At 65.1% G+C, this 26,103-nt stretch carries 21 protein-coding genes and 1 pseudogene; 13 read left to right on the top strand and 9 right to left on the bottom strand.

Annotated features, from left to right (window positions below):
* Nucleotides 1–1,272 precede the first annotated feature (1,272 nt).
* The 8 genes from AB0H00_RS22910 (at nt 1,273) to AB0H00_RS22875 (ending at nt 10,918) form a co-directional block, all read left to right on the top strand.
* Nucleotides 1,273–1,473: a hypothetical protein gene (locus AB0H00_RS22910; RefSeq protein ID WP_357269452.1), complete on the top strand. Its 201-nt coding sequence runs from the start codon at nt 1,273–1,275 to the stop codon at nt 1,471–1,473.
* A gap of 666 nt (nt 1,474–2,139) precedes the next feature.
* The gene (locus tag AB0H00_RS22905; protein WP_357269449.1) at nt 2,140–3,426 is read left to right on the top strand and encodes an ATP-grasp domain-containing protein; all 1,287 of its coding nucleotides are present in this window, start codon (nt 2,140–2,142) and stop codon (nt 3,424–3,426) included.
* The gene (locus AB0H00_RS22900) at nt 3,427–5,472 is read left to right on the top strand and encodes a CocE/NonD family hydrolase (RefSeq protein ID WP_357269446.1); all 2,046 of its coding nucleotides are present in this window, start codon (nt 3,427–3,429) and stop codon (nt 5,470–5,472) included. It begins immediately after the preceding gene.
* Between the two features lie 400 nt (nt 5,473–5,872).
* Complete coding sequence (locus AB0H00_RS22895) at nt 5,873–6,316, top strand: DUF6098 family protein (protein ID WP_357269443.1); 444 nt, start codon at nt 5,873–5,875, stop codon at nt 6,314–6,316.
* A gap of 719 nt (nt 6,317–7,035) precedes the next feature.
* Nucleotides 7,036–7,944 (top strand): DUF2268 domain-containing putative Zn-dependent protease, encoded by a 909-nt coding sequence (locus AB0H00_RS22890; RefSeq protein WP_357269440.1) that lies wholly within the window; start codon nt 7,036–7,038, stop codon nt 7,942–7,944.
* A 285-nt stretch (nt 7,945–8,229) separates the two neighbouring features.
* Nucleotides 8,230–9,144, top strand: coding sequence for a serine hydrolase (locus AB0H00_RS22885; protein ID WP_357269437.1), 915 nt, complete (start codon nt 8,230–8,232; stop codon nt 9,142–9,144).
* 275 nt (nt 9,145–9,419) lie between these two features.
* Nucleotides 9,420–9,989: a hemerythrin domain-containing protein gene (locus AB0H00_RS22880; protein ID WP_357269434.1), complete on the top strand. Its 570-nt coding sequence runs from the start codon at nt 9,420–9,422 to the stop codon at nt 9,987–9,989.
* A 230-nt stretch (nt 9,990–10,219) separates the two neighbouring features.
* Nucleotides 10,220–10,918, top strand: a complete 699-nt coding sequence (locus AB0H00_RS22875) for a hypothetical protein (RefSeq protein WP_357269431.1) — start codon at nt 10,220–10,222, stop codon at nt 10,916–10,918.
* Between the two features lie 757 nt (nt 10,919–11,675).
* On the opposite strand, the gene AB0H00_RS22870 is transcribed toward AB0H00_RS22875, so the two are convergent.
* Nucleotides 11,676–13,766 (bottom strand): trehalose-6-phosphate synthase, encoded by a 2,091-nt coding sequence (locus tag AB0H00_RS22870; RefSeq protein WP_357269490.1) that lies wholly within the window; start codon nt 13,764–13,766, stop codon nt 11,676–11,678.
* A gap of 96 nt (nt 13,767–13,862) precedes the next feature.
* Here AB0H00_RS22870 and AB0H00_RS22865 point away from each other — a divergent pair, with 96 nt between their 5' ends.
* A complete protein-coding gene (locus tag AB0H00_RS22865) occupies nt 13,863–14,849 on the top strand; it encodes a carbohydrate kinase family protein (protein WP_357269429.1) in 987 nt (328 codons plus the stop codon).
* A gap of 50 nt (nt 14,850–14,899) precedes the next feature.
* Here AB0H00_RS22865 and AB0H00_RS22860 read toward each other — a convergent pair whose 3' ends face one another.
* Together AB0H00_RS22860 and AB0H00_RS22855 are read right to left on the bottom strand one after the other, a co-directional pair.
* Nucleotides 14,900–16,117 (bottom strand): hypothetical protein, encoded by a 1,218-nt coding sequence (locus tag AB0H00_RS22860; protein WP_357269426.1) that lies wholly within the window; start codon nt 16,115–16,117, stop codon nt 14,900–14,902.
* 9 nt (nt 16,118–16,126) lie between these two features.
* A complete protein-coding gene (locus tag AB0H00_RS22855) occupies nt 16,127–16,267 on the bottom strand; it encodes a hypothetical protein (protein WP_357269424.1) in 141 nt (46 codons plus the stop codon).
* A 677-nt stretch (nt 16,268–16,944) separates the two neighbouring features.
* Here AB0H00_RS22855 and AB0H00_RS22850 point away from each other — a divergent pair.
* Nucleotides 16,945–17,520 (top strand): EF-hand domain-containing protein, encoded by a 576-nt coding sequence (locus AB0H00_RS22850; protein ID WP_357269421.1) that lies wholly within the window; start codon nt 16,945–16,947, stop codon nt 17,518–17,520.
* Between the two features lie 588 nt (nt 17,521–18,108).
* Here the strand turns inward: AB0H00_RS22850 and ligA are convergent.
* The gene (gene ligA / locus AB0H00_RS22845) at nt 18,109–20,100 is read right to left on the bottom strand and encodes an NAD-dependent DNA ligase LigA (protein ID WP_357269418.1); all 1,992 of its coding nucleotides are present in this window, start codon (nt 20,098–20,100) and stop codon (nt 18,109–18,111) included.
* 148 nt (nt 20,101–20,248) lie between these two features.
* On the opposite strand from ligA, the gene AB0H00_RS22840 reads away from it, so the two are divergent.
* Nucleotides 20,249–20,464, top strand: a complete 216-nt coding sequence (locus AB0H00_RS22840; protein WP_357269415.1) for a hypothetical protein — start codon at nt 20,249–20,251, stop codon at nt 20,462–20,464.
* Between the two features lie 8 nt (nt 20,465–20,472).
* Here AB0H00_RS22840 and AB0H00_RS22835 read toward each other — a convergent pair whose 3' ends face one another.
* From AB0H00_RS22835 to AB0H00_RS22825, 3 genes are all read right to left on the bottom strand, one after another.
* Nucleotides 20,473–21,297 carry an SDR family oxidoreductase gene (locus tag AB0H00_RS22835; protein WP_357269412.1) on the bottom strand — a complete coding sequence of 275 codons (825 nt, stop codon included), beginning with the start codon at nt 21,295–21,297 and terminating at the stop codon, nt 20,473–20,475.
* Between the two features lie 226 nt (nt 21,298–21,523).
* Nucleotides 21,524–22,222 (bottom strand): SDR family oxidoreductase, encoded by a 699-nt coding sequence (locus AB0H00_RS22830; RefSeq protein ID WP_357269409.1) that lies wholly within the window; start codon nt 22,220–22,222, stop codon nt 21,524–21,526.
* 130 nt (nt 22,223–22,352) lie between these two features.
* Nucleotides 22,353–22,547 (bottom strand): hypothetical protein, encoded by a 195-nt coding sequence (locus AB0H00_RS22825; protein ID WP_357269406.1) that lies wholly within the window; start codon nt 22,545–22,547, stop codon nt 22,353–22,355.
* 188 nt (nt 22,548–22,735) lie between these two features.
* On the opposite strand from AB0H00_RS22825, the pseudogene AB0H00_RS22820 reads away from it, so the two are divergent.
* Nucleotides 22,736–23,191, top strand: a pseudogene (locus tag AB0H00_RS22820) (AMP-binding protein); the annotation flags it as partial.
* 102 nt (nt 23,192–23,293) lie between these two features.
* Here the strand turns inward: AB0H00_RS22820 and AB0H00_RS22815 are convergent.
* Both AB0H00_RS22815 and AB0H00_RS22810 read right to left on the bottom strand, forming a co-directional pair.
* The gene (locus AB0H00_RS22815) at nt 23,294–24,457 is read right to left on the bottom strand and encodes an FAD-dependent monooxygenase (protein WP_357269403.1); all 1,164 of its coding nucleotides are present in this window, start codon (nt 24,455–24,457) and stop codon (nt 23,294–23,296) included.
* A 159-nt stretch (nt 24,458–24,616) separates the two neighbouring features.
* On the bottom strand, nt 24,617–24,946 hold the full coding sequence (locus AB0H00_RS22810) for a hypothetical protein (protein WP_357269399.1): 330 nt from the start codon (nt 24,944–24,946) through the stop codon (nt 24,617–24,619).
* Nucleotides 24,947–25,213: 267 nt separating this feature from the next.
* Here AB0H00_RS22810 and AB0H00_RS22805 point away from each other — a divergent pair, with 267 nt between their 5' ends.
* Nucleotides 25,214–25,804: a carbohydrate-binding module family 14 protein gene (locus AB0H00_RS22805; protein ID WP_357269396.1), complete on the top strand. Its 591-nt coding sequence runs from the start codon at nt 25,214–25,216 to the stop codon at nt 25,802–25,804.
* The last annotated feature ends 299 nt before the right edge of the window (nt 25,805–26,103 follow it).

Below are 26,103 nucleotides of genomic sequence, written 5' to 3'. Positions count from 1 at the left end.
CTGGATTCGAGGCCGGTCAGCGTCCGCGGCTGAATCGGTGTACTACTCATCGGTTCCACGGTTCTCGCGCTACCGCTCCCGACGCCGCCCATGTCACGTGCCGGGTGCTGGGGCTGGCCCGACGGTCCACTGCAACGCGCCCGCAAGATCGCCGGGATCCCACCGTGCCGTACTGCACGAGGTCGCCCCTGAACGGTGTGCCGAACTCGACCGGGGCGCAGTAGAACTCGTGCAAGGCTGGATTGCGCCCGTCGAGCTTGCCGCCCATTTGATGGAGCATGCTCTGGCGCCGAGCTGTCTGCCGCGGACATCGAACACTTCCGGCGCATACCGGGCCCAACCATCCGTACCTGGGGGCACCTCGGGCTGACTCACCAGACGATCAGGGTTGGATGGATTACCGCGGTGCTTTGTGCGTGAGGTGTTGGTTCAGCAGGCGAGTAGCGGTCGCCGCCACGGGGTCAAATACCTCGAGCTCGAATCTATACGTCAGGGCCTGCTTTCAGGGAAGTACAGTGCTGATCGCGGGGGAGTAGCCAGCCTGTCGCGACCGCTGCCCTGGACAAGAACCCGCAGACGGTTGGTGTCCATTCTCGGCCACTGGTGTGGATGCGGCGAACCTGATGCTCGTTGGGACGCTGGCCGCTGCAGCCGCGCATGAGCGCGACGAGGCCGTGCAGCGGCGAGCGATACGCACCCGCCGTCAACGAGTTCGATCCCCCAGGAAAAGTGCTTGCCGGGAGAGCGACGCGATCACGCCGTGGCTCTCGGCGAGGGCGAGCGGCCATGCTGTATCTCGGCTGCGACACGGGGATGTTCCACTCGTGAAAGGCTGCTCAGCCGCAAAGACGTGCATGCCAAAGTGCTTGAGCTGGCGAGGCTTCCGTCAAAGCGAGCGGCGAGTTGCGTGGGGTGGCGTGAACGCGCGAGCAACAGGTGTTTGCGGGTGCGATGTTGCGGATGCCGCAGGTGCGACTGGGTTCGACCTGCGGGCGCTTCGGGAAGCTCTTGTGCTGCAACGTATGTCCAGCACGGTCTAGGCCGACATCGCACTTCCTCTGCGAACGTACACGTTTCCATCGAACGGACCTGCGGGTTCGGTATCAGCCACTATTCCCTTCGCGAACACCTCATCGATGCTCGATTACCTTCAGCAGTCTTTCAAGTCGCACCGGTATTTTCGGTTTGGCTGCGGTGAAACGGGTAGAGCCACAGTACGGTTGTCGAAGACAGCCACCGAATGGATATAGGCAGGTCGAAGGAGGATTCGAGATGGCAGACGCGAACAATCCAGGCCAGTTCGGTAACCGTACAGACACTGAGGAGCAGGCCCGCCACGGCGGTGAGGCAAGCACCGGTAGTTTCGGCGAACGCAACTCCGCCGACCCGAGCGAGGCCGGCCGCAAGGGCGCTGAGGCTCAACCCACCGAAGCCAAGGCCCGCGGTGGCGAGCACAGTCGCAGCGGCCGCTGAATGCGGTGCCCTGGTGCCGAGCAGCTACCGCTGCTCGGCACCGCTGCCTCATGCTGGGATGATCGTCCCACCGTGCTGGCGCCAGGCGGCGCGGGCGGTTCTGCGTTCAGCGGCTCGACGCCGACCACTTCACCCGCGGCACCAACCCCGGTAATAACCGCCGCAACCACCCCCGCCAACTCGAAGCCCTCGGCTGATCAGTCGAGCGCGGCACATCCCGGTGCCTACAAAAGCGGGAACACTAATGTGCTGGTGTCGCCGATGCCGGGGTCACGGTACTTCGACCTGGGCGATGAGTCACTCCCGTGATCGCACTGATCACACCGCCTCGATCGGCGGCGCGCGAGCATGTGATCGACTCGTATACTCTGCGCGATCGATCGCGCCGACAATGCGGCCAGCAATACCGACGCTAGTCAGTAAGGCATCGGTGATGGCATCGTCAGGAATGCCGAGCCACCGCATCACCCGATGTAAACGAGTCGAGTACCGTCGTATACGGATTACGGCCATTTAATCCCGCCTCCGCGGCACCTACACTCGGCACCGCGTCGGGTCCCATCTCGCCCCGCATCGTAAAGCCACAGCACCGGTCCGTTCAGCCCTCGGCCGACATGTGAAGACCAGTCGGTGTTTCAGAAAGCCTGATGAGGCTAGACCCACATTATGACGAAGAATGTTTTCGTTCCTGCATTGACGGACCTACAGCGCGGGGAGATCGGCACGGTCGATATCCGCGGCGGGATGCGGTTGCACGGACTGCTCGGCTACGACACTTTGATCGGCGCGGAGGAGTTCGACTTCGAGGATCTGCTCGACCGCGCTCGCACCGAGCTACGTGCGTTCGACGGCCAAGTCGATGCGATCATCGCCCACTGGGACTTCCCGACCAGCGTGATCGTGCCGATTCTCGCGGCCGAGTACGGTTTGCCGTCGCCGAGCACGGAAAGTGTGATCCGGTCCGAGCACAAACTGTGGAGCCGGGGGCTGCAGCGGGATTCGGTCGCCGACTGCGTGCCTGAATTCAGTGCATTCGACCCCTTCGATCCCGACGCCTTGGGCGAGATCGACTTCGAGTTTCCATTCTGGGTCAAGCCGATCAAATCCCACTCCTCCCAGTTGGGGTTCGAGGTGTCCAACTCCGAGGAGTTCGCGGCGGCGATCGAGCGCATCAGGGCCGAGATCGGCCGCATCGCGGATCCGTTCGACCAGGCCCTAGCCCACGTGACCGTGCCCGAGCAGTTCCGGGCCGCAGGTGGCCGCACCTGCCTTGCCGAGCAGAAAGTCTCCGGCACGCAGGCCGCACTGGAAGGTTCGCTGTTCCGCGGCGAGTATCACGTGCACGGCATATTCGATATGCGCAAGGATGCGACCGGCCACAGCTTCGCCCACCTCGACTACCCCGCGCACACCGTGCCCGAGGCGGTGCAGCAGCGGATGATCGAGGTCACCGAGCGCTACCTACGCCACGTCGGGTACGACAACGGCTGCTTCAACTCCGAGTTCATGTGGGATGCCGAAACCGGCCGACTGCGGTTGATCGAAGTCAATACCCGCATCTCCCAGTCGCACAGCGACCTGTTCGCCAAGGTGGACGGCATCTCGAACCATGCCGTCGCCATCGACGTCGCATTGGGGAGGTGCCCCGAAATGCCCCACCGCAAAGGTGAATTCGCTGTCGCGGCGCAATGCATGGTGCCCCACTACGATGATGGCGTCGTCACCCGCGTCCCCAACGATGACGAGATCGCTGCGCTGCGGCAGCGGTTCGGCGGCACGGTAGTCCGGATCGAGGTGGAAGTCGGCGACCGCCTGTCCGAGTTGCCCAACCAGGACCCTTACCGATACAAGCTCGCCACCCTCTATATCGGCGCAGCCAACCACGCCGCCCTCGAACAGCGCTACCACGACTGCCTCGAGGCCCTTCCGTTCGAATTCGAGGAGGTCGACTGAGTGCATACAGTCGAGTCGTTCCCGTACGAGGTGCGCGTCACCGAGAATGTCTTCATCCCCATGCGGGACGGAGCGCGCCTGGCCGCCCGGGTGTGGCGGCCGGTGACCGAGGAGGCTTTGCCCGCCATATTGGAATATATCCCTTATCGCAAGCGTGACCTCACCCGCGCCCGCGACTCCATGAACCACCCCTACCTGGCCGGACACGGCTACGTGACGGTGCGCGTGGACCTACGTGGCAGCGGCGACTCCGACGGTGTACTCCTCGACGAATACCTGGCGACCGAGCACGACGATGCCTGTGACGTCATCGCATGGCTCGCCGCGCAGTCGTGGTGCGACGGCAGTATCGGCATGATGGGCATTTCGTGGGGCGGTTTCAACAGTCTGCAGGTCGCCGCGCACCGGCCACCCGCGCTGAAGGCGATTGTCAGCGCCTCGGCCACCGAGGACCTGTACGTCGACAACATGCACTACATGGGGGGTTGCCTGCTGTCGGACAATTTGTCCGAGGCGACGGTGATGTTCGCGTTCAACAGCCTGCCGCCGGATCCGGCGATCGTCGGGGACCGGTGGCGCGAGATGTGGCACGAACGCCTCGAGGGCAGCGGATTGTGGATCGAGCAGTGGCTGGAACATCAACGCCGTGACGACTATTGGAGGCGCGCCTCCGTCAACGAGGACTACAGCGCGGTGCAGTGTCCGGTCCTCGCAGTCGGCGGGTGGGCCGACGGCTACACCAACGCGATCTTCCGGCTGCTCGAGCACCTCGACGTTCCGCGCCGCGGCCTGATCGGACCGTGGGGCCACAAGTACCCACATCTGGGCGTGCCCGGCCCGGCGATCGGATTCCTGCAGGAGATGGTCCGGTGGTGGGACCACTGGCTCAAAGGCCGTGACACCGGAATCATGGACGAGCCGATGCTGCGCGCGTGGATGCAGGACAGCATCCCTCCGCACCCATCCTATGCGGACCGGCCCGGACGGTGGGTGGGCGAACCGTGCTGGCCCTCACCGAACCTCGAGCCGCGCCGATTCACGCTGGGGCGGTACTCCTTGTCCGAGGACCCCGACGTGGAGGAACAACGCAACTTACGTCTGCAATCCCCATTGAGCGTCGGCATGTTCGCGGGCAAGTGGGCGTCGTATGCCGCGACACCGGATCTACCGTCCGATCAGCGAGAGGAGGACGGCGGTTCACTGGTGTTCGAAACGGAAGCACTCGATGACACGTTCGAGGTGCTGGGCCTGCCGACGCTCGAACTCGAGATATCGGCCGACCGGCCGAATGCGATGGTGGCGGCCCGGCTGTCCGACGTCGCGTCCAATGGTGAGGTGACTCGGGTGACGTACGGTCTGCTCAACCTCACCCATCGCGACGGCAGCGCGACACCGGAGCCCCTCGAACCTGGCCGCGTTTACCGCGTGCGGTTACCGCTCAACGGTATAGCGCACTCCTTCCCACCTGGGCACCGGATCCGGCTGTCGGTGTCCTCGTCGTACTGGCCGCTGGCCTGGCCGTCGCCGGATCAGGTGGTGCTGACCATCCCGACCGGCCGCAGCGCACTGACCTTGCCGCACCGGCCGCCCCGCGAACACGATGGCCGGCTGCGCCCCTTCGATCCGCCCGAGGCCGCCACCGCGGCGCCTGCCACGCAAATCGAACCCGGTAAGCACCATTGGAAGGTCGAGCGGGACCTGGCGAGTGGGGTATCGACCCTGGAGATCGAGAACGATCAGGGCGCCATCTCGCTCGACGACACCGGCACAATCGTGCGCCGGGCCACCACCGAATGGTTCAGCTTCCGCGGCAACGACGTTACCTCGGTCCGGGGCGAGACCCGCACGCTGCGCCGATTCGAGCGCGACGATTGGCGCACCGAAGTCACGACACATACCGTATTACGTTGTACTCCCGAAGAATTCGTGCTCGATGCCGAGCTCGACGCATTTGAACTCGAAAATCCGCAGACAGACCCGAGGACAGTGCGCAAGCGGGTGTACTCCCAGAACTGGCAGCGCCGTAGTCCTCGCGACTTCGTCTGATCGGCCTAAGTCAGCGCAGCCGCAGGCAGATGGGTCATCTTCACATCATCGGCATACCGGGGAACAAACGATTCCACCAGTCACGTGCCATCTGCCACCTGCCCCGCCATCGAGGCTTCTTCCGCCCCGGCGTACACCGCGTCGCTGCCGAGATCGTCGAGCGGCTCAGTGCGCTGTTGATGCGGATCAGGCCTCTGCCGGGACAGTGAAGGGGCGATCAAGGCCGCCCAGCGGCTCGGGTTCACCCTCGCTGTGCCCAGAGGGTGTGGGCCGGTACAGCTTTTCGGCGGACATGTGGTCTTCGTAGAGCCGAATTCGATCTCGCAGGAAACAGCGATGGGTCGCCTTCGGCGCGGTGGTTCTGGTTCACGCCTCGAGGACGCCGGGTTAATATTTAGCGATGGCACCAACCAGCGGGCCGGAAGAGCTGCCGTACACGATCGAGCATCTCGAGGAACTGTGTGAGTTCGTTGCCCACCGTGACGATGTTGTCTATCTGAGATATTCGCGTGGACCCGCAGCCGATGCAGAGGGCCCCAGCCACGACTTCGAGGCCGACGTCGACCTTCCCGGCTTGTCTGTGACGGTAGTGACGCCCGAGCCATGGTGGCCACGCCCGGCCCGGGAGTGGATCGCGCGCCGACTGTGCAAGTACGCTGAACTCGGCAATGAACAACACCGATTTCCCTGGCTGCTGACCGGCCGTATCGCGGGGTTCGGACCCGACCACGAACCACTGATCGCGGACCCCGTTCCGCTCGCCCGAATCTCCGGACCGGCAGTCGAAGAAGCCACGACCGTCTATCGCGAGGCTTTCCGAGTGGGGCAGGACTCGCGCTGCTGAAATAGCACACCACGCGATGGAACCATTAGACCAAGACAGCAGGACTCGGGCGCAGGTGCCCACTCGTGACCACCGCTACCAACGCCTGAAATCGTCATTCCTGTGAGTACCAGACGTGACCGGGCGCTCGGGATGGCGGAGAGAGCTGCGGAACTGCGGGTATCCACACCGTATGGTCACGGCCAACATACACCCCCGACACCACACACAAACAGCGACCAAAGAGTGCACCACAGCCTGACAGCAATCACCGGCCGCGGGATCGAAGCAGGTTGCTGCAATATCGCTCCACCGGCCGTCCTTCAGTCCGGACTTGGCGCAACCGGGTGTTCATTCGGAGTCCCCGTAGACGCTGCGGCTGCGGCGTTCCCCCAACGAAGTCGAACCCAGGATCTCGAGTGCCGACGAGCGGCCTTGGCCGCGGTCGTCGAAGCTATCCGGTCAGTCGCGGGCCTGGCTTTCGCGCAGACCCGCTCGACGGTGTTCCAACACAACGCACTCCGGCTCCTGATCGCGCTATTCGAACCGGTCACGGCGCTGCCGACCGGATGCGCTATAAGGCCAATCCCGCCCCGCAATCCCCGGGAGCACCTGGCCGTATCGGATGGTCTCACAACCTCGGCCAGACGCCGATGCCGGACCGGGGATAGTACAGCAGACTTTGTCCCGCCGCACTGCGGCTTGCCCCTCACGCTACGTCAGGGCCTACCGTTGGGCACGTGACGATCACTGTTCTCGACTCGTACTCGGCCATGAAGCAGATCCTGCGGGCGCCAGTGGAGGATCGCGAAGACATGCTGCGATCGATGCTCGACCCGATGGCCGGGATGTACCGGTACTTCCCGGGAGAGGCCGACCTGGTGGCGTTCCACCGGCAGTCGGCCGGCTTCCCGCTCGATCGCGACGAGGAACGTTGCCTCGACGCGATCGAAACGCTCGCGGCGGCCGGAGCCTGGGGGCGCATGCAGCAGGCGCTCGACGATGCATCAGCCGTATTGCTCGCCGCGACACCCGGATTCCAAGCCCCGGATATCACCGCGCTACTGCTCCTCGGCGACCCGGGGGACGCCAACTTCATGGGCCCCAGCCTGGGCGTCACCGGCTTCGGCGGCATCTCCGGCTACATCGCGATTACGCTGTGGCCCTATCCCCAGAACCTGGAACGAGTGGAGGGTACCGCGGTGCACGAACTCCACCACAATCTGCGCTACAGCCCTGGCGGTGTGGTGTGGAATCCGACGACGGTCACCGTCGGCGAGCAGGTGGTGAGCGAGGGCCTGGCCGACGCCTTCGCCCGCCAACTCTATGGCGACGACCTCGGCTACACCCGCATCGGCCTGCCCAGCTTGCACGACGACGCGGTGTTCATGAAAGTCGTTTCCGGACTGGACATCACCGGCATGCAGAACTTCACAGCCTGGGTGCACGGCGATGCCATCGCCGAGCACTTCGGTGTGACCCCGGTCGGATTGCCGACGGGAGCGGGGTACTCCGCAGGCAACCGACTGGTCGATACCTACCTCGCGGCGACCGGCAAGACCGCGGCGCAGGCCCTCCACACCGACAGCGCGGAAATCATCGCCACGGCGCTCGGGCGCACCGGTAGGCAACCGGGGCAGGTCGGCTAATACTCCAGCAGCCCTCGCGCGTTTCGGGGCTGGTAGCCAGTCGAATGGTGTTGGATCGTGCTGTGGCAGATCTGGATTCGTTGAGGACCGCGAACTCGACCTCATCGGGAGCCCGGCGTCACAGCACCGCCGGGCGCTCTTCAGCCGCTGGGCAAGCGGTCGCGCGCGAGAAGCGTTGGCTCAGAGCATCCTGGATCAGCCGATTGCAAGCTGTCGCCGGAGCGGCGCGGCAATTGGGTCGGTGAAATCCCAGTGGTTGACGGGGTCGCACGACAGAATGTGGCCATGCAAATATTTGCCCGATTGTTGCAGGCTGCCATCGTCGGGGCGCTGGTCGCGGCGGCCGGTCATGGCGTCTCGGCCGCCCCTGCCGCGAGCGACGTCCATATTCAGTTACCCTGGCTGACTCCTGAGCCGGACGCAGTGCAGGCATCGGGAGCAGCGCTGGCGGACGGAATCACCGGCACGGTGCTGTGGTCACGACAGCCGAACACCCCGGTACCGATAGCTAGCATCACGAAAGTGATGACGGCATTGGTCGTGATCAACGCCGGCGACCTCGACCAGATCATTACCGTGCCGCAAGAAATCATCGCCTACGGCACCAAGTACGACGGAAGCACCGCAGGCCTGGCCCCCGGCGAGGTGCTCACCGCGCGACAGCTCCTCTACGCGATGATGCTGCCGTCCGGCTGCGACGCCGCCTATACCCTTGCGGAGGCCTACGGGCCCGGCCAAGACGGCTTCATTGCCAAAATGAACGACACCGCGCATCAAATGGGCCTGGCGGGAACACATTTCACCGACCCCAGCGGACTGCCCGTCCCCACCGACCACTCCACATACTCCACACCGGCGGATCTGGTTGCCCTCGGCCTGCGCGCGATGAGCCTACCGGTGTTCCGCGAGATCGCCCGATCGCAGACCTATCACCTGCCTGCCGGCCCGGGCAACCGCGATCACTTCTGGCAGACCACGAACTCGCTGCTGCACGACTATCCCGGCACCATCGGCATCAAAACCGGATACACCGACGCTGCGGGAACCTGCCTGCTGTTCGAGACGGTCAGGGCCGGAATACCGCTGATCGGTGTGGTCCTGCACAGCTCGCCCGACAGTGACGTCGCCGCGAAAGACGACGCCGAGCGCATGCTGAACTGGGCCTACGACCCGATCCTGAGCGCGCTGCGGATCGGTTAGCACCGGATACGGATCCCGGTGCGGACCATGCCAAGAACTCGACGGGGAGGTTGTCTGTCTCGAGTCAAGATCTTGGCAGGTTCGGGTGGCCACAAGTTGGTGACCGTCCCATGAACGATGAAGCGGACGCGAGCAGCGGGGCGGCTCGCCGGTGTATTAGCAGCGGGGCGGTTCGGCGGTGGGTTATCGTCGGCTCCCTGAAGAACATGCCAGCTGCCCAAGGTGCAGTCTGCCCTGGCGTTCGGTGCTGACCTATGCGGTACCAGGGAGGAATTGTGGACATTACCGAGTTGATCCTCGATGACCACCATGAGCAGCGGCGGCTGTTCGCGATCCTGGAGCAGATTGATCGCGCGGAGACCGATGTACTTTCGGTGATCTGGGACAGGCTGGCGGCCTTCCTCGAGCTGCACGCGCAGGCGGAGGAGGAGATCTTCTACCCCGCGCTGCTGCAGGCGGGTCTCGCGGCCCGGCGTGCGGACGGGGTGAAGGAGGAGACACTCGACGCGATCCACGACCACAACGAGATCAGGGACGCGATCGCCGAAGTGGCGCGTCACCGGGTCGGCACCGATGACTGGTATGCCGCTGTCGCGGCAGTGAACTCGGCCAACAGCGATCACATGGCCGAGGAAGAACGCGAGGGCCTGACCGACTTCCGCCACCTGGCCGGGCTGCCGCGCCGCCATCAGCTGGCCGTCGCCTTCGCCGCTTACGAGGCGCGGAACTACGCCGGCGTCCAGCCCGTCGACAAGGATCCCGTCAGCTACATCCGCGCGGCAGAGAAGAGGCTGCGGACCGCTGCGAGCGGATCGCTGAGTGTCGGCACCCTGAAGCGGAACTGACCCAGCGGACGGACCACGGCAGTCAGGAGCGGCCACGCCTTCCGCAATGTCCCTCATGCCGCCTATCGCGCTGGACCGAACCCGCCAAGAGGTCACGGCGATGAGGCAAGACCGGCTCAGGCCCAGCGCTATTCGGCAATCTTGCAACGCAGAAACGCGGATTGCGGAGCGGGGGACCGGTGCGGCGACCCACCGGTTCCTCGTGAACGCAAACATGCATGATAGGGCGCATGCTCCCCACCGACCACCTGGCACAGGTAGACCGTCATCCAGCTGTGATCGACACGCCCCTCGGCACCGTCGAGTTCTCCGTCACGCTGGGATCGGATGCGCTACCGGCCGAGTCGAATACTGTGTGGCGCTTGGCGAACGGCTCGTACCTGCACCGGTGGCGGCATCGAACCGCAACGGTTGATCTGCTGATCGGAAGCATCGAGGTACGGGCCTGGGACGGCGGCGTCCCGGTCCCGATGTGGGCCGGAATCTGGCAGGTGCAGGCTCGCGACGGGTTGTCCGGACTGGTCGTCTCGGCCGAACTGACCAACGTGCCCGCCGATGCTTACGGCGGTCCGGACTCCGGCGAATGTCTCGCGGCCGTGAGTGTCGAGAACGAACACTTCATGGTGTCGATCGGCGGCCCGGATTCCGAGCTGCTCGCCATGCATGCCGCGGACGGTCGGCTGATGCCCGCCAGTTGGGCGCACCTGCTGCCGACCGGTGAGGACAAAACGACCACCGAATACGGTGTGCGATACACCGATCCGACCCGAATCGCGTGGCATCTACCCGGCCTGGCCACCGAGGAAGTGGCCCGACTGTGTATCGCGACCGCCTGGTGCCCCCGCGACGACGATCGACCCGCAGCCTGGTTCGCGGTCGATATCCCTCTCGACACCGCGTACCACCACCTCATTGCCGATCCGACCTGACCGGCAATAGGCCCCATTCCGACACGACCCATAGGCCGTGCCGGTCCAGCTCGGGCCGGATGCCTTGGCGCCGCTGGCGGTGTCACCGAAGTTGTTCCCGGCCGCCACGCCAGCGCGCTGCAGAGCGTCGATCTGGTGATCGGGATTCTGGTCGGTCGTTTGTGGGACCCTTTCGCGCCGTGGGTGCGGCGGGCTGCGGTCTGGGGGTCGTGTCCATGCCGGGGTCGCGGCAGCACGCCGACCCGGCGATCCACCCGTACACCCGGCGCCGTGCCGGCACGCCTACTGTCGGGGGGACGCGGGGGGAGTGCCAACCGCTTCGAGGGCGATGATCTGTTCCAGGGCGCGCCGCAGCACGGTGACCTGGTCTCTGCCGAGAAGCCGCGAAGGGCGTAGTTAGGTCCGGGCGCCGCGGGCAACCACCGCTGCCCGCGGCGCCGACCGCGTTTCTCCGCAGCCTTGCCGTGGCGCGCGACACAAACCCGGGAGCGCGCTAACCAACCCAGGTCGATCGTCGAACGAATCTGGGCGACCCCGCTGGCCGGGGGTCTTACTAGGTTGTTGGAGTACAGCAGCACCGCAGGCCAGGTTGTCGAGGAGTCCTTGGCCGAACTGTTCTGCCACCCGGGTCACCGCGGCCGACGCCGCCGCAGTGACCTCGTCGGGAACGAACCCCAACCACGGGACCTCGGTTCGGAACAAGCTGTATTGCCGATTTCCGCGTGCTTCGCGGTGTCCGAATCTGCCGAGTTCCTGATCAGGTCGACTGGTATGTGATCGGCACTGCGGCCGGGTCGGGGGCGCGGACGCGGATGGCGTCGATGATGCGGGTTGCCCAGTCGATGGGGCGGTCGTGGCCTAAGAGGTGGGCCAGACGTTTCGCGCGGGTGCGGCGCTCGGTGTGGTCGAGGGACAGTGCGCGAGCGAGTGTGGCGGTGAGGTCTTCGGGGGAATGCGGGTCGGTGAGCAGGGCGGCGTCGCCGAGTTCTGTTGCGGCACCGGCGTAGCGGGACAGCACCAGTACCCCGGGCCGGGAGTCGGGTCCGGTCACTGCCGACTGGGCGGCGACGAATTCCTTTGCGGTCAGGTTCATGCCGTCCTGCAGGGATGTTACCCAGAACACGTCCGCGGCCAAGTAGTGGTCCATCACCTCGGAGAGCGGCAGGTTGTGCGGGATGTAGTCGATCGGTTGCCAACTGCCGACACGCCACGCGTTGTTGATCTCGGTGGTGCGTCGCTCGAGGGCACGCCGAGTGGTGTCGTAGGCGGAGATGCCTGGTTCCGGTGGTGGGCAGACGAGCCGGAATACCAATCGGCCGTGCAGGTCCGGGCGGTGCTCCAGCAACGCCGCTATGGCGTCGACCTTGTGTACGGGGGCTTTGGTGTAATCGAGACGTTCGACGGAGAGCACCAACGCGTGTCGGCTGGGCCGTATGCGTGAGGCGCGGCTGCGGGCGAGTGTTTCGATGGCTGGACGGTCGATACCCAGCGGATGGACACCCAAGGCGGGCAGTGTGAGCTGGCCGACCAGGCTTTGTCGAAAATTGTCGGCGAAGGCATCCGTGTGAAATCCAGCCCAGTCCAACTGTATGAGCGAGGAACGAATTTCGTCTGCTGTGGGCAGGGCGTCGAACACCTCCCTCGGTGGAAATGGAGTGTGGTGGAACAGTCCGATGCACAGATCCGGTCGGACCTGGCGAAGCAGGCCGGGGACGAGCCATAGGTTGTAGTCGTGTAGCCAGATGGTCGCGCCGTGTGCTGCTCGCTCGCCGATACGCTTGGCGTATCGCTGGTTGATTACACGATACTGGGCCCAGGCCGCGGTATCGAAGCGCATGCGGTGCGGCTCGGACATGAGGATCGGCCACAGTGTGTCCTTGCATGCGCGATGAAAGTAGCCGCTCCATTCGTCGGGGGTCACCGGCAGCAGTGACAACGGGGCCTCGTGCTCACGTGCGTCGACACCGTCCTCGCCGACCTGCGCGGCGACCCAGATGCCCGGCAACCCCTGTGCGAACAGGGCGGTCAGGCTGGGTATAATCCCGTTTGGGCTGGACGGTGATCGTGGCTCACCCCGCGGGGCCGGTGGTCGATGATAGCCGACTATCAGGTAGTGCCGGTCCTCGGCGCAGTTGTCCTGTGCAACCCACCCCAGCGCGTGCAGCGCTGTGAGAATCCCGCCCGCGCCAGGACACTCGGGGCGATGGATACGTGCGTCGAGGGGAACCGCCCGGTGTAGGGCGGGCTCGGCGGCGCCGACTATCACGCCGTGCGTGCCCAGTTCGAACAGCGATGCATCGTTGAGCGAATCACCGGCCACCAGGACGGAATCCATTTGCCAACCGAACTTTTCGGCCAACGCCGCCACGGCGTTGCCCTTTGATGCGTTCGGCGGCACGACGTCGAAGTAGCGGTCCGCGGAGTACAGCCACCGGCATCCGAGCGCGTGGACAGCGGCGGCGAGTTCGTCGGTCAGCTGATCCGGTGCCAGGTAATACGAGCAGCGCCCGTCCTGCGGCACCCGCTGGTACGTCAGTTGCCCGAAGCGGTTCAGCGCGTGTCGAACTCGTTGTGTTCCAGGCCATGCGGTACGAAGGTGGGCCTGAATATCCCCGACGGGCCGCAGGTCGGTGCCGTCGACCACGGTGGCACCGACATCGGCGATGATCCAGCGTGGTGTCGGCACCAGCGGGTCACGCAGCGCATCGGCGACCGACGCCACGCCGCGGCCGGTGGCGAAAACCACCGTCACCTCGGGATGGCGGGCCAACGCCGCACACAGCCGACGCTGGTCGGCGATCTCCCCGCCCAGCAACGTACCGTCCAGGTCGGTGACCAAGATTCTCATCACCGATCCAAAGCTAACACCCGCTGCATGAATACTCCGCCGCCGTGACCCTCTCGACCGCCCACATTCCGCACTCACCCCAGGTACGGTCATCGGATGGGCACAGACGAGCCGGGTGGGCGGGAAATTCTCGTGGTGGGCGCCTATTTTGTGGATCTGATCTTCCGCGGGCTACCCGAGCCCGTCCGACCTGGCCGTGAGGTCTTCGCTGAGGGGTTCGCAATGATGCCCGGTGGCGCCTACACCCTGGCCATGGCCGCGCATAGGCTCGGGCACGATGTCGTGTGGGCGACCGACTTCGGCAGCGATCCCTTCAGCACCCATGTCCTCCACGCCGCACGCGCAGAAGGATTGGACGAGAGCGCCTTCCGGCATCAGCCGACGCCGCTGCGCAGCCTGACCGTCGCCCTGTCCACGCCCGAGGATCGGGCGATGGTCAGTTTCCAGGACCCGAGCTTCCCGCAACCGCTCTCGTCGCTGCTACGGCAATACCGACCACGCGTCCTGATGGTGCCGCAACTACGCTACGACGCCGACACCGTGCGCGCGCTGAAGCTCGCCCGCCACCTCGGCATCACCGTAGTGATGGACTGCCAAGACGTAGCCGTCGATGTCGACACGCCCGGAGTGCGAGCCGCTCTGGCTTCCACCGATATCTTCGCGCCCAACGCCGAGGAAGCACTGCGGCTGACCAGGGCGCCGACCATGGAGGATGCGATATCGCGGCTGAACGAACTTGTGCCCAACGTGGTGATCAAACTCGGCGGCGCCGGAGCCACCGCAACACACTGCGGCGAACGCTACGACGTTGCGGCACCACAGATTTCGTCTGTGGATACCACCGGAGCCGGTGACTGCTTCAACGTCGGTTTCGTTCATGGCCTGCTCGCCGGCTGGCCGCCGGCGAAATGCCTCGCCGCCGCCGTGGCGTGCGGAACGGCAGCCACCACCGGCCCAGGGTCCAGCGCAGCTCCGGGGACCGCCGACCTCGAGCGGTGGCTCGCGCGAACCACGATATCGAGTCCCGCGGCTGCGGCCCGCGAACAACGCCCGCCAACGGTTCAGCCTCCCGCAACGCACTGAAATGCCGAATAGCGGATAGGCTGCGTCGGAGAGCGGGTGTGTGCCGAGCGTTATCGCCAAGTCGGTGTTTGTCCGGTATCGGCGAGGCGCCAGCCTTGGTCGGGTGGGCAGGTATCGTCGTAGTAGTACACGGTGCGGGGAAGGACGAGTTGGGTTCCGTCGTTGTCTGCGAATGTTTTGCGTGCGACCGATGGCAGCAGGTCGGGATCGAAGCCAAACAGCTCCGTGCCCAGTGTGTTCAAGCGTGTGAGGGCGTGGTGGCCCATAAAACTGTCGTAGACCAGGCTCATCAGGTGAGCGCAATCGACCGCGACATCGCGTGGCACGACGTCCATCGGGGGCAGGTCAGCGGCATGACCGAACCTGTGGCGTAGCGGGGCGAGGGTGTAGATCCCTCCATCACGGTAGGCGATTCGGCTGTGGCGACCGTCGCGGGTGAAGCTGAGCAGGGTGTTCTGGCCGTGCAATTCGGGCAGGCAGCCGGTCGAGAACACGGCCCGTACCCAGAACTCGATCATTGGCTCGATAATGTGCTCGGCCAGGAATACCGCGGGTTCGATACCGGACCGAATCACCAAACTATGCAGCAACGGCTGGCGGTCGGGCGACCGAATATCCTTGCCGTACAAGGCGAACAACGGCACTGTGTAGTCGAAATCGTGCTCGTCGCGGACGAGTGAATCTCGGACGAGGTAGCCCCAGGCGGTGTCGGGGTCTCTGCCGAACAAGCCGCCGCCGAGATCGCGGAGAACGGGCAGGCCGGCAGTGTGCAGCTGCGTCGTGCTCCACAACTCGTGGCCGAGGTTGGGTGCGTTCATGGTCCGCTGGAAGCGGGAGATCCGTTGCGGGAAGTGCAGTTTCAGAAAATGCGGTGCGGTGGGGACGCCGTCGGTGCCGAGTACGAGGACGGTGCGGCCGTTCGCCAGCGGCATCACGTCGAACACCGGTCCGGCAGCCATGGTGAGAAGTAGGTCACGGCCCGGCAGGTGCGGTAACGCCAACGTGTCGGGATGGACCGGGAGCAGCAAGCGGTCGTTGTGGAAGTAGATGTCATGCAGCGGTGACGAGGCCGAGGTGCGGCGATATTCACTGTGTTCGGAGTCGACCCAGAATGTCGGGAGTTGAAAGCCGGGGGCGCTACCCTGGGGGTGGTAGTCGGCCGACACCGGCATCTCGGCGCTGTAGCGGCTGTAGTTGCGGGTGCCGGCACCGAGGTAACGCTCTGCGGAGGTCCACAGTGCCGTGCGGTCGTTGCCGGAGGTCAGCACATCCGCCCCTCAACCGGCGAGGTCGGCGACGAGGTCCAACAGCGGTGCGAGATCGTCGCCGCTGGTTTGTGGATGTAGCAAAGTTGCCTCGAGCCGCAGCTCGATACGGCCGACGCGGGCGCGACCGAGTACCGCCAGCCCGGCCAACACAGCAAGTGCCCGACACACCACGCCTCGGCCGCGTCTGCCGACCCGAGCACCAACGCACGCGTCAGTTTCCGCAGCGCGACCTCCGCGCCAAGCCCAACCTGCGGCAGCACCCAACCGACCCGACCGGTCACACAAACCTTCACCGCCGCCGGACTACCAGCAGGCAACGGTCCGCCACGCCGGATCCCCCCCGCAGCCAGTTCGCCCAGCACCACCTCGGTCAACCCGCGCAACGTCTCATCTTCGTAGGGTTTCACGGCACCCCTTTCCATACGAGACAGCCGCATCGCTCGTCCCGGGCGATCGAACCTCGCGCGCCGCGCGACGCGCAGCACCCACAGTGCGGGCGCGTCCTCGGCGCAAACTCTCAATCAGCCTGAAGCACAATACATTTGCCAGCCCGCCTATGAACATCCTAGATGCAGGACAGGTCCGCGACTGCGCGCAGAGCCGAGCGAGCTGACCGATGTCCCGCATACGTATCTCCGAAATTCCATCGCCGAAGCCGGACTACGTCCCAGCCGATGACGGCGCGTCATCACTGTCGACAGCGAGTTTGTGGAATACGGCGTGGTGGTGGGGAATCGGGATTTGTGGTGTGGCGCGGTCGGGATCAGCGGAGAATTCCGCTGGTGGCCTACCGGTCACGGTGGCGACGATGTCATGATCGGATTCGAGTGGATAGGCAGGCCATGGAGATCAGCGAGTTCTTGACACGCAAGCTGGAGCGGCGGTTCGAGACGTTCGACTTCGACGGCGACGGCCGGATCGAGCGCAGCGATTTCGACAGCTCGGCGCGCGCGGTGGCCGCGGAGTTCGGCCACGAGCCTGATTCGCCTGCCGCGCAACAGTTGCTGCAACTGAGTCTGCAGCTGTGGGGGCGCCTGGCATCGGCGGGCGATGTCAACATCGACGGATCTGTCGATCTATCCGAGTACAAGCAGGCTTTCGCGGAGGGTCTGCTGGTGACCGAGAAATCATTCGAACAGGGCTATCGGCCGTTCCTGTCGGCGATCATGGCGATCGCCGACGTCGACGGCGACGGCAAACTGAACGCCGAGGAGTACCTCCGCTGGACGGGGGCGCTGATGCACCTGCCTGCCGACGATGCCCGCGAAATCCACCGCAGGCTCGACACCGACGGCGACGGCCTCGTCACCACTGACGATCTGCTACAAGCCATCCACGACTATTACTTCGACGAGAATCCGGCAGGTGTCGGCAGCTGGCTGCTCGGCAGGCTACCCGGGTGACGCCAATTCTCGTAAACCGCCGTTGGCTTCCACGTCGTTGATCAGGCTCGCACGCTGAGTACGTGTCTGGCTCTCGGATCCTTTCTTCGGCAGAGACTTCGTATAAGAATCAGGAGGATCGTCGGTACAGCTCGACCAGGCCGTCGGCGTCTACGCCGCGGTATACCTTCCCCACCCTGTGCGAGCGGCAGGCAGTCTCAGGCGCGATCGCGGTCACTATCGGCCGACGGGTGATGGTGCGGGCGGGCCGGTCGAACACATCGATGTGCCGATGACGCTTCCGTTGTAGGCGACGATCGAGTTCAGCATCGATCGACCGAACCGAGTGCGATCACCTACGACGCGGCGGCCGATCCGGGGCAGTCGAAGCCGATCTTGTGCTGTCGACCGGTTGACAGTCGATGTCTCGCGGACGTCCGGAAACGCCGATGAGTGCGGGAACCTCGAGTTCTTTGCCCCGTTGAACGCGCAATAATCGGCTGTACGGAATTCGGTGGGGGCCTGTGGCCGAAACGGTCGGCGGTCGAGAACGCGTGGCCACGGGTCATTTCGGCATGTTTCGGTCGATGAGGCCGGGCGAGCCGAGGTCTAGATGACCTTGGCGGCGATCAGCAGGTTCCAGATCTCGCCTTGGTCGACGACGTCGACGCCGAGCTTCGCCGCCTTGGTCAGCTTGCTCTCCCCGACCCCCGTACCGGTGATGAGCAGGTCGGTGTTCGCCGAGACCGAGGCCGCCGCCGCCGCGCCCGCCTTCTCACACAGGCGTTGGAACGTCGGGCGGGCGACCTTCTCGCCGGAGCGCGGGTCGCTGATAGCGCCGGTGATCACCACCGTCTTGCCTTCCAGGGGCGCGCCGGCCGCGATGACCGGGGGAAGGTCCTCCTCGCGCACGTCCAGACAGACGCCTGCCTCTCGCAGCCGCTGCAGTTCCGGACGCAGACGATCCAGGTGCGCCACCAGTGAGGCAGCGACCTTCGGTCCGATATCGTCCACCGCCACGAGCCGTTCCTCGCCCGCATCGGCAACCTCCTCCAGGGAGTCGAATCCCGCCCGGGCCAGGCGCGCGGCGGTGCCTTCGGAGGCCATCGGGATCGCCAGGCCGATCAGCGCGCGGCGCAGGCCGACCTGGCGGCTGGCATCGATCGAGTCGATCATGCGCGCGGCCGAGACCTCGCCGAGGCGGTCGAACTCGAGCAGGCGCTCCTTTGTCAGCGTGTAGAAGTCCGACGGGCGCTCCAGGATGCCCGCCTCGGCCAGGCGTTCGATCCACACCTGCCCGATGGCGTCGATGTCCGCCGCCGCCCGCGACGCCCAGTGGATCAGCCTGCGCACCGTCTGTGCGGGGCATGAGACGTTGGTGCAGAACAGCTCCCGACTGTTTCCCTGCTCGGTCACCGGCTGCTCGCATGAGGGGCAGGCGGTGGGCGGCACGATCTCACGCTCCTCGCCCGTGCGTTTGGAGGAATCGAGCACGCCGGCCACGAACGGGATCACATCGCCCGCGCGGCGCACCAGCACGGTGTCGCCGATCTTGATGTCGCGGGCGCGGATCACCTCTTGGTTGGCCAGCGTGGCCTTCGTGACCGTCGTGCCGCCCACGAACACCGGCTCCAGCCACGCGACCGGGACGATCTTGCCCGTCTTGCCGACGTCCCAGACCACGTCGGCCAGCAACGTGGTCTTCTCCTCGGCGGCGAACTTGAACGCCAGCGCACCACGTGGGGAGTTCGACCGAGTCCCGGCCGCCGCGTAGGCATCGCGGTCGGCCAGCCGCAGCACCGCGCCGTCGAGGTCATAGTCCAGCTCATTACGACCTTGCTCGATCGCGGTGATCGCCGCCTGCGCCTGCTCGGCGCTGGCGCACAGCCGCATCTCCGCGCCCGCGACTCCCAGTGCCCGCAGCCCCTCCCCGAGGTCGACCGCAGCGCCGCCAGCAGAGGTATCCAAGTCGAAGCCGAAGAACTGCAGGCGGCGCTCGGAGACTGTGGCCGGGTCCTTCGCCCGCAGCGTGCCCGCCGCGGCGTTGCGCGGGTTGATCAGCGGCTTGTCCGGATGCGCCGTGTTGTAGGCGAGGAACGTCGAACGCAGCATCACCGCCTCGCCGCGCACCTCCACCCGCCCCGGGACGTCGATCCGCTCCGGAACACCATCGACCAACGCGCGGACCAGCATGGTCACGTCGTCACCGGTGGTGCCGTCACCCCGGGTCACGGCGCGCACCAGCCGCCCATCCTCGAAAACCAGAGCCAGGGACAAGCCGTCGAGCTTCGGCATCACCACCACCGACTGGCCGGGAAAGCGGTGGAAGAACGCCGCCACCTGCTCGTGATTGGTCGCCTTCTCGAGTGACAGCATTGGACGCGAATGCCGGATCGGGGCGTGCAACACTGCGGGCGCGCCGACCTGCGCCAGCGGATTCGGGTCGGGCGTGAGGCCGGGGTGCGCCTCGACCAGGCCACGTAGCTCGTCCTCGATCGCGTCGTACTCGGCGTCCGCGACCAGCGGCGACCCCCGGTAGTAGGCGTCGCGCAGCGCCACAATGCGGTCGGCGAGCTCTTGGATATGTTCCCCAGTTTCCACAGCACCCGACGCTACCGATACCCACCGACACGTGGAACGACGACGCGTGGGGCGTTCAGTTGTGGCGAGGCAGGACATCTGTCCTTTGATCAGGACATGTGCCAGCGAGAACGCGCGCAGACGAACATCCGGGGAGGAATTGCGGGTGGTGACACAGCCACCAGTTCTGGTGTCGATAGCCACGACTGCGGTCGGTTTCGCTGGTGTGGCAACCGTTTTCACCTACATTGCGCTGCTGACGCAGGTCACCGGATTCGCGGTGCCAGCGGTGTCGGTGCAGATCGCGCCCGGCCGCGGCACCTGTGCCGAACTCGTCGCGCTACCGCACACCGGCTCGCCCCGGCCCCGACCGCCGTGGGCTTGATCGAGGACTCACTTCGACGTGGTGGCCGCTGATAGGACCGCGTCGTTGACGGCCGTAGGAGTGATCGCGACAAGGAACTTCTGCGCCCGACTGGCGTTGTCGCACAGGTATCGACGCTTCGGGCGCTTCGATGTCAGCGCGTGGTCGACGGCCTTCACGACCTTCTGGGGATCGCCCGCGAGCTTTTGCATGCGGCCCAGCAGCTTCCGAGTCCCAGCAAGGTGTGATGCGTACAGTTCGCGATGCTCGTCGGTCAGTTGCGCGGTCATGCGGTCGTGGTCGTCGAGCATGCTCCCCCACATGTCGGTACGGGTGGGCCCGGGCTCGATGAGCGAGACGGGGATCCGCCATGGGCGCAGCTCCATCCGGAGTGCATCGGCCAAGGACTCGACTGCATACTTCGATGCGCTGTAGGCGCCGGTCCCCGGCGTGGTGATCAACCCACTGACCGATGACATGAAAACCACCCGTCCACGTGCTTCACGTATTTTCGGCAGCACCGCCTGCGTCACTCCGATCTGGGCCGTCACGTTGACGTCGAGTTGCCGTGACAACTCATTGAGGGCCAATCCCTCCACCGGTCCGTTCACGATGATGCCGGCGTTGTTGACAACGCCGTTCAGTTCAGCAGGGAGTCGATCAGGAAGCGCAGCGATGGCGGACCTGTCGGTGATGTCGAGAAAAATCGCGTGCACATTGGGTAAGCGATCGAGACTTTCCAGGGCGGCATCGGATCGAGCCGTGGCATACACCTCCCAACCTCGTCCGCTCATGTGCTCGGTGATCGCCAGACCGATCCCCCTACTGGCGCCGGTAATCAATACGGAAGGCATGTGTTCTCTTCTCTCGTCGTCGAACGTCTACTGGTGAGGCTGCTCGGGCCCGATGATCGGTGCACCATTGACCCCGATGTATACCGATCGGCGTACTTCGTCGTGTGGCGGTACGTCACCCAATACACCATGTAAACCGAGAAGTATCCGGCGTTGATGATGTGTGTTGTGTAGTCGAGCACCGGCATCCATGGGCTTTGGTGTGGACCCCTTGAGCGACTGCCATTCAGGGCAGCTGTGGGTAGAGCGCCGTGACGCCTGCGGCCAGTGCGGTCTGCGCTTGGCGGGAGGCGTTGTCCGCGAGGATCTCGTAGGCGCCGGTCGCGATGCCGTCGACGGCGATCCGGGCGATGTCCGCAGGGTCCGACTTGGCCTCGGTAACGGTCCGGACCATGTCGGTGTCCATGTAGCCGACGTGCAGGCCGGCCACGCGGATGCCCTGGTCGGCGAGCTGTAGACGCACGGCGTTGGTGAGTGACCACTCCGCGGACTTGGCGGCGCAGTAGGCGCCGACCTCCGGGAAGCTGACCCAGGATAGGCCAGACAGGATGTTCAGGATTGCACCGCCGCCGTTGGCCGCAATCTGGGGCGCGAAGCCACGGATCACCGAGAGGGTGCCGAAGAAGTGGGTGTCCATCTCCAGGCGGATGTCGTTCAGGTCGCCCGTGAGCAGGTCGGCGCCAGGGGGTGAGCCGGCGTTGTTGATCAGGACCGTCACGTCGCCAGTGGCCTTGACTGCGGCCGCGACGGAGGCGGGGTCGGTAATATCGAGCGTGATCGGCTCGGCGCCCGGCAGGTCGACCTGGTCGGGATTGCGGGCTCCGGCGTAGACCGCGGCGCCGCGACTGAGCAGCTCGACGGCGAGCGCTCGGCCGAAGCCCCGGTTGGCTCCGGTGACAAGAACAGTGCTGGTGGCGAGGTCCATGGAAGGCTCCTGGTGAGTTGGGAAAGCATGCTGATCGATCCGAGTGCGACGGTTGATGTAGGCGTTCGGTCCTGGACGACGTAAACCTGGCCGGCGGTCGTCAGCTGGTCAGCCGGTTGAGCTTGCGGATCTACTGGTCGAAGGTCCGGGCGATGCGGCGCAGCGCTCTACCACGTCGGGCGATTGAGCCCGCGGTGTACTGCGGCTTCGGTTTCCGGTCGGTGGCTGTCGCGACGATCTGCTCGGCGACGACGGCGTCGAGATCAAGAAACATCACACCGTCACGAGGTCCGACGCCCGCTGTGTTCCAGCGGGTTCCGACCACTTCGAAACCTACATCGGCCAGCGCTAGGGCACTCCTTTCCCGATGCCTGAGGACGCATCCATCAGAAGCGCCACCTGCCGAGCTGTTGCCATCCAGGACTCCCGAGTAGATTAGATTATGACTATAATATAAACGCAGAGCCGCAGGATGGCAAGTGAGCCTTCCAGCGAGCGAGGAGCCTGTGGTGCGACGTCGGCTGGTTCGTCGGGCATTCGTACATCGTCTACGGCCCACTGCTCGCCGGAGCGACGAGCATCCTGTACGAGGGCAAGCCCGTCGGCACTCCCGATTCCAGGGCGTTCTGGCGCTTGATCAGCGACTACGGCGTGCGATCGATGTTCACCGCACCGACCGCCATTCGAGCGATTCGCAAGCCCGATCCGAACGCTGAGCTGCTCGCGGAGTACAACGTCTCGTCGCTGCGGTCGCTGTTCGCCGCCGGTGAGCGATTGGATCCCGATACCTATGAATGGGCGACCGCGCCCCTCATCGATCACTGGTGGCAGACCGAAACCGGCTGGGCCATTGCGGCGAATCTGCGTGGCCTGGACCCGATGCCCGTCAAGGCCGGCTCGCCTACCGTGCCGGTACCAGGCTTCCAGGTGCAGATCGTCGATGGCGGGGGAGTCGAGGTGCCAGCAGGGCGACTCGGGATACCTCGACGAGTACGGGTATGTCTTCGTCGCCCTGGAGGGGATGCTGCACCGGCACCAGCCCGGCAGCGGGGTGAAGTCGGCCGAATTCCTTTACCGGCGCACCGGCGGCAGGGCCATCGCGAGTTCCCCCCGTCGGGCAGCCCGCCACCACCGCTGTCCGGAGTCGATGGCACCCCGGATCTTGCGCACAGTGGGTACCTGTGTGAGCAGGTGTAGCTGATACTGCCACGGCATTTGTAGCCCGTGCCGGGCCGCCATCGCATAGGCGAACTGCACGGCGCTGCGGTCGAGATACCGGTCGGCGTGTTCGAACCAGATCATACTGGTACGGGCGGCGGCCTGTACCGGGCGCAGCGCAGCGCGCCGCTGCGCAGCGTAGTTCTCCAGCGCGTCGGCGACCTCGGCATGCTCGTACAGGTTCTGTGCGAGCACGACGGCGTCGACGATTGCCAACCGGGTGCCCGACCCGATGGTGAAGTGCGTCGTGTGCGCTGCATCGCCGAGCAGCACCACGTTGTGGTGATACCAGGTTTTGTTGGTTACCTCGGAAAAGCGGCTCCACCTTGCGAACTCGCCTCGTGTCTTGCTGATCAACGAGTGACCGTCGAGAAGGCGTGTGAATATGTTTTCCAGAACCCGCAAGTTCTCCAGGTTGTCCAGGGAATCGAATCCCAGTCCATGCCAAGTCTGCGGTTGACACTCAACGATGCAGGTGCTGATTTTTTCGGCAACCGACGGGTAGGCATGGAACCAGATCCAACCGGCCGAGGTGTGTTCGAAGGCGAAGGTAAATCGGGTGAAGACCTTGTCCGTACCGAGCCAGATATATCGATTCTCGCCCAGTGTGACGGACGTGCCGAAACGATGATTACCCAGCTGCCGTAGCCCGCTGTTGGCGCCGTCGGAGGCGACGATGAGATCGATGTCGTCGAAGCCGGACAGATCGTGGACCTCTCGCCCGTGCTGGACATCGACGCCCAGGTCGCTCGCCCGTCGGGAAAGTACGTCGAGCAATGCCGCGCGCCCCATGCTGAACCCGTAGCCCCCGAAATGCGCGGTCTGGTCGTCGCGCACATGGATTGCCTGTTCGCGCCATAGGACCGACCCGGCACGCACCGCCTGGGCGCTGTCGGGGTCATTCCGATACAGAATGTCGAGCAGGTCGTCCCAGTAGACGACGCCCCAGCCATAGGTGGACCCTGGGGGATCGCGGTCGATCACCGTAATGTCATGGGCCGGGTCGCGCCGCTTCATCGAAATAGCGAAGTACAAGCCCGCTGGCCCGCCACCGATACACACAATCTTCATCTCGTCACCAGCTCCATCCCGGTTGGTCGAACCTGGCTTCACATGATTGGTACTCGATGCAACCGAGCCCGGCACGCTGTGCGTGTCCGGGCTCGGTCACCGGCGCTAGAAGCTACCCCAGCCACCCCAGCCGGGTGGGTTCCACCAATTCCACCAGCCGGGATTCCATCCCCAGCCGGGGCCGCTACCCCAGCCGGGGCCGCCACCCCAACCAGGGCCGCCGCCACCCCAACCAGGGCCGCCGCCACCCCAACCAGGGCCGCCGCCACCCCAACCAGGGTTGTCGACGAGTTGGGTTGCAGACGTGGGTGTCGTTGCGTGCGCGGTAGGCGCTTGCGCCGCAGCCGCGACGACCGGAATCGCAGCAACCGCGGCTATACCGGTGGCAGCCGCCAACCGGGCGAACTTCGTGTGTGAATTCTTTCTTTCGGTCATGATAGGGCTCCAGATACTGTCCCGACCTGCTCGCATTCTACGCGATTTCGCCGACCTCTAGAAGTCGCAGTGTTGACCCATCTGAAATCCCCGCCCCATTCCCTACCATTGCTAATCCGAGGATGCCCGCGTACTGCGTGGCGGAGGGAGTTGGTGGCGCAGATCGCAAAGGGTGCGACGAACGAGCGTTGACTGCGTGGTGGCGCCGGATCAGCTATCTGCTCCCGCACACTACGAGCGCTGATCGCCCCCCCCGCGGAGTTCTTGATGGTCAACGTTTCTCATTGTGAAGTGGCGAGTTCTCGGGATGATGGCGTCCTTCATGTGCGGGTTGTAGGGATGGTGGTTGTGTACCTCGGGCCCAGTATTCGTTGTGGTTCTGGCGTGCTTTCGGCGATGCGTGCCGGGGTTGCGGCGAGGTCGGCGCGTCCACGCGTGCGTCCTCCCAGCCCATGCCATGATGCGAGCGGCCCTGACGCTCACCCGAAGGAGACAACAGTGCGACTCACCCGCATTCTGGCTTTACCCGCCGTCGCGCTGCTCGGTTCCGGCCTCACGCTCGCCGGCTCGTCCTCCGCCCTCGCGGAAGGCCCCGAACTCGACGTCGCGACCTTCGACTGTCCCCAGCCCGACGGACTCTTCCCTTTCCCCGGGGACGTGACAAAGTACGTTCAGTGCTCGAACAACGTCCCGACCGTTCACAGGTGTCCGGACGGCCTGAATTGGAACCAGACTGGCCAGTACTGCGACTGGCCTGCCAGCGCAGGCGCGGTGGCTGACCAATCCCCATCCGGACCTCGCCACAGCCCTGCAATCCCACCGCAACTGCCACAACTGACACAAAGTGTCACTGCCTGAAAGCAACATGGCGAGTCCGGATTCGCCTCCCCGTACTCAGTCGAGCGCGGCCAAGTCCGGCAGCGGTAAAAGCGGCGGGAAGTCACCCAGGACCGGGCACCCCGGCAGTGCGGCCGTCGTGAGCGGCCGGTCACTGCGGCTGCTGCGTCACTTGGGTTGAAGAGAAGGGCCGCTGCGGCCGGGGCCGTTCCGTGAGAACGGCCGGTGATGTCCGCGCCGGCGCCGGAAGCATACGATCCCACCCATCTACCCACCGGAAAGCAAACCCGCACACTGGAACTCAAACGCGACCTGATCAC

The sequence above is a fragment of the Nocardia sp. NPDC023852 genome (assembly GCF_040639505.1).
In the GTDB taxonomy this organism is placed as follows: Bacteria; Actinomycetota; Actinomycetes; order Mycobacteriales; family Mycobacteriaceae; genus Nocardia.
This window is presented reverse-complemented; position numbering and strand designations above follow the sequence as displayed.

Bases quoted from the DNA above. Each gene is read 5' to 3' on its own strand.
- AB0H00_RS22905 (WP_357269449.1), top strand. From the start codon at position 2,140: ATGACGAAGAATGTTTTCGTTCCTGCATTGACGGACCTACAGCGCGGG.
- AB0H00_RS22910 (WP_357269452.1), top strand. From the start codon at position 1,273: ATGGCAGACGCGAACAATCCAGGCCAGTTCGGTAACCGTACAGACACT.
- AB0H00_RS22885 (WP_357269437.1), top strand. From the start codon at position 8,230: ATGCAAATATTTGCCCGATTGTTGCAGGCTGCCATCGTCGGGGCGCTG.
- AB0H00_RS22835 (WP_357269412.1), bottom strand. From the start codon at position 21,297: ATGCCTTCCGTATTGATTACCGGCGCCAGTAGGGGGATCGGTCTGGCG.
- AB0H00_RS22865 (WP_357269429.1), top strand. From the start codon at position 13,863: ATGGGCACAGACGAGCCGGGTGGGCGGGAAATTCTCGTGGTGGGCGCC.
- AB0H00_RS22810 (WP_357269399.1), bottom strand. From the start codon at position 24,946: ATGACCGAAAGAAAGAATTCACACACGAAGTTCGCCCGGTTGGCGGCT.
- AB0H00_RS22870 (WP_357269490.1), bottom strand. From the start codon at position 13,766: ATGAGAATCTTGGTCACCGACCTGGACGGTACGTTGCTGGGCGGGGAG.
- AB0H00_RS22830 (WP_357269409.1), bottom strand. From the start codon at position 22,222: ATGGACCTCGCCACCAGCACTGTTCTTGTCACCGGAGCCAACCGGGGC.
- AB0H00_RS22895 (WP_357269443.1), top strand. From the start codon at position 5,873: ATGGCACCAACCAGCGGGCCGGAAGAGCTGCCGTACACGATCGAGCAT.
- AB0H00_RS22815 (WP_357269403.1), bottom strand. From the start codon at position 24,457: ATGAAGCGGCGCGACCCGGCCCATGACATTACGGTGATCGACCGCGAT.
- AB0H00_RS22875 (WP_357269431.1), top strand. From the start codon at position 10,220: ATGCTCCCCACCGACCACCTGGCACAGGTAGACCGTCATCCAGCTGTG.
- AB0H00_RS22805 (WP_357269396.1), top strand. From the start codon at position 25,214: ATGGTCAACGTTTCTCATTGTGAAGTGGCGAGTTCTCGGGATGATGGC.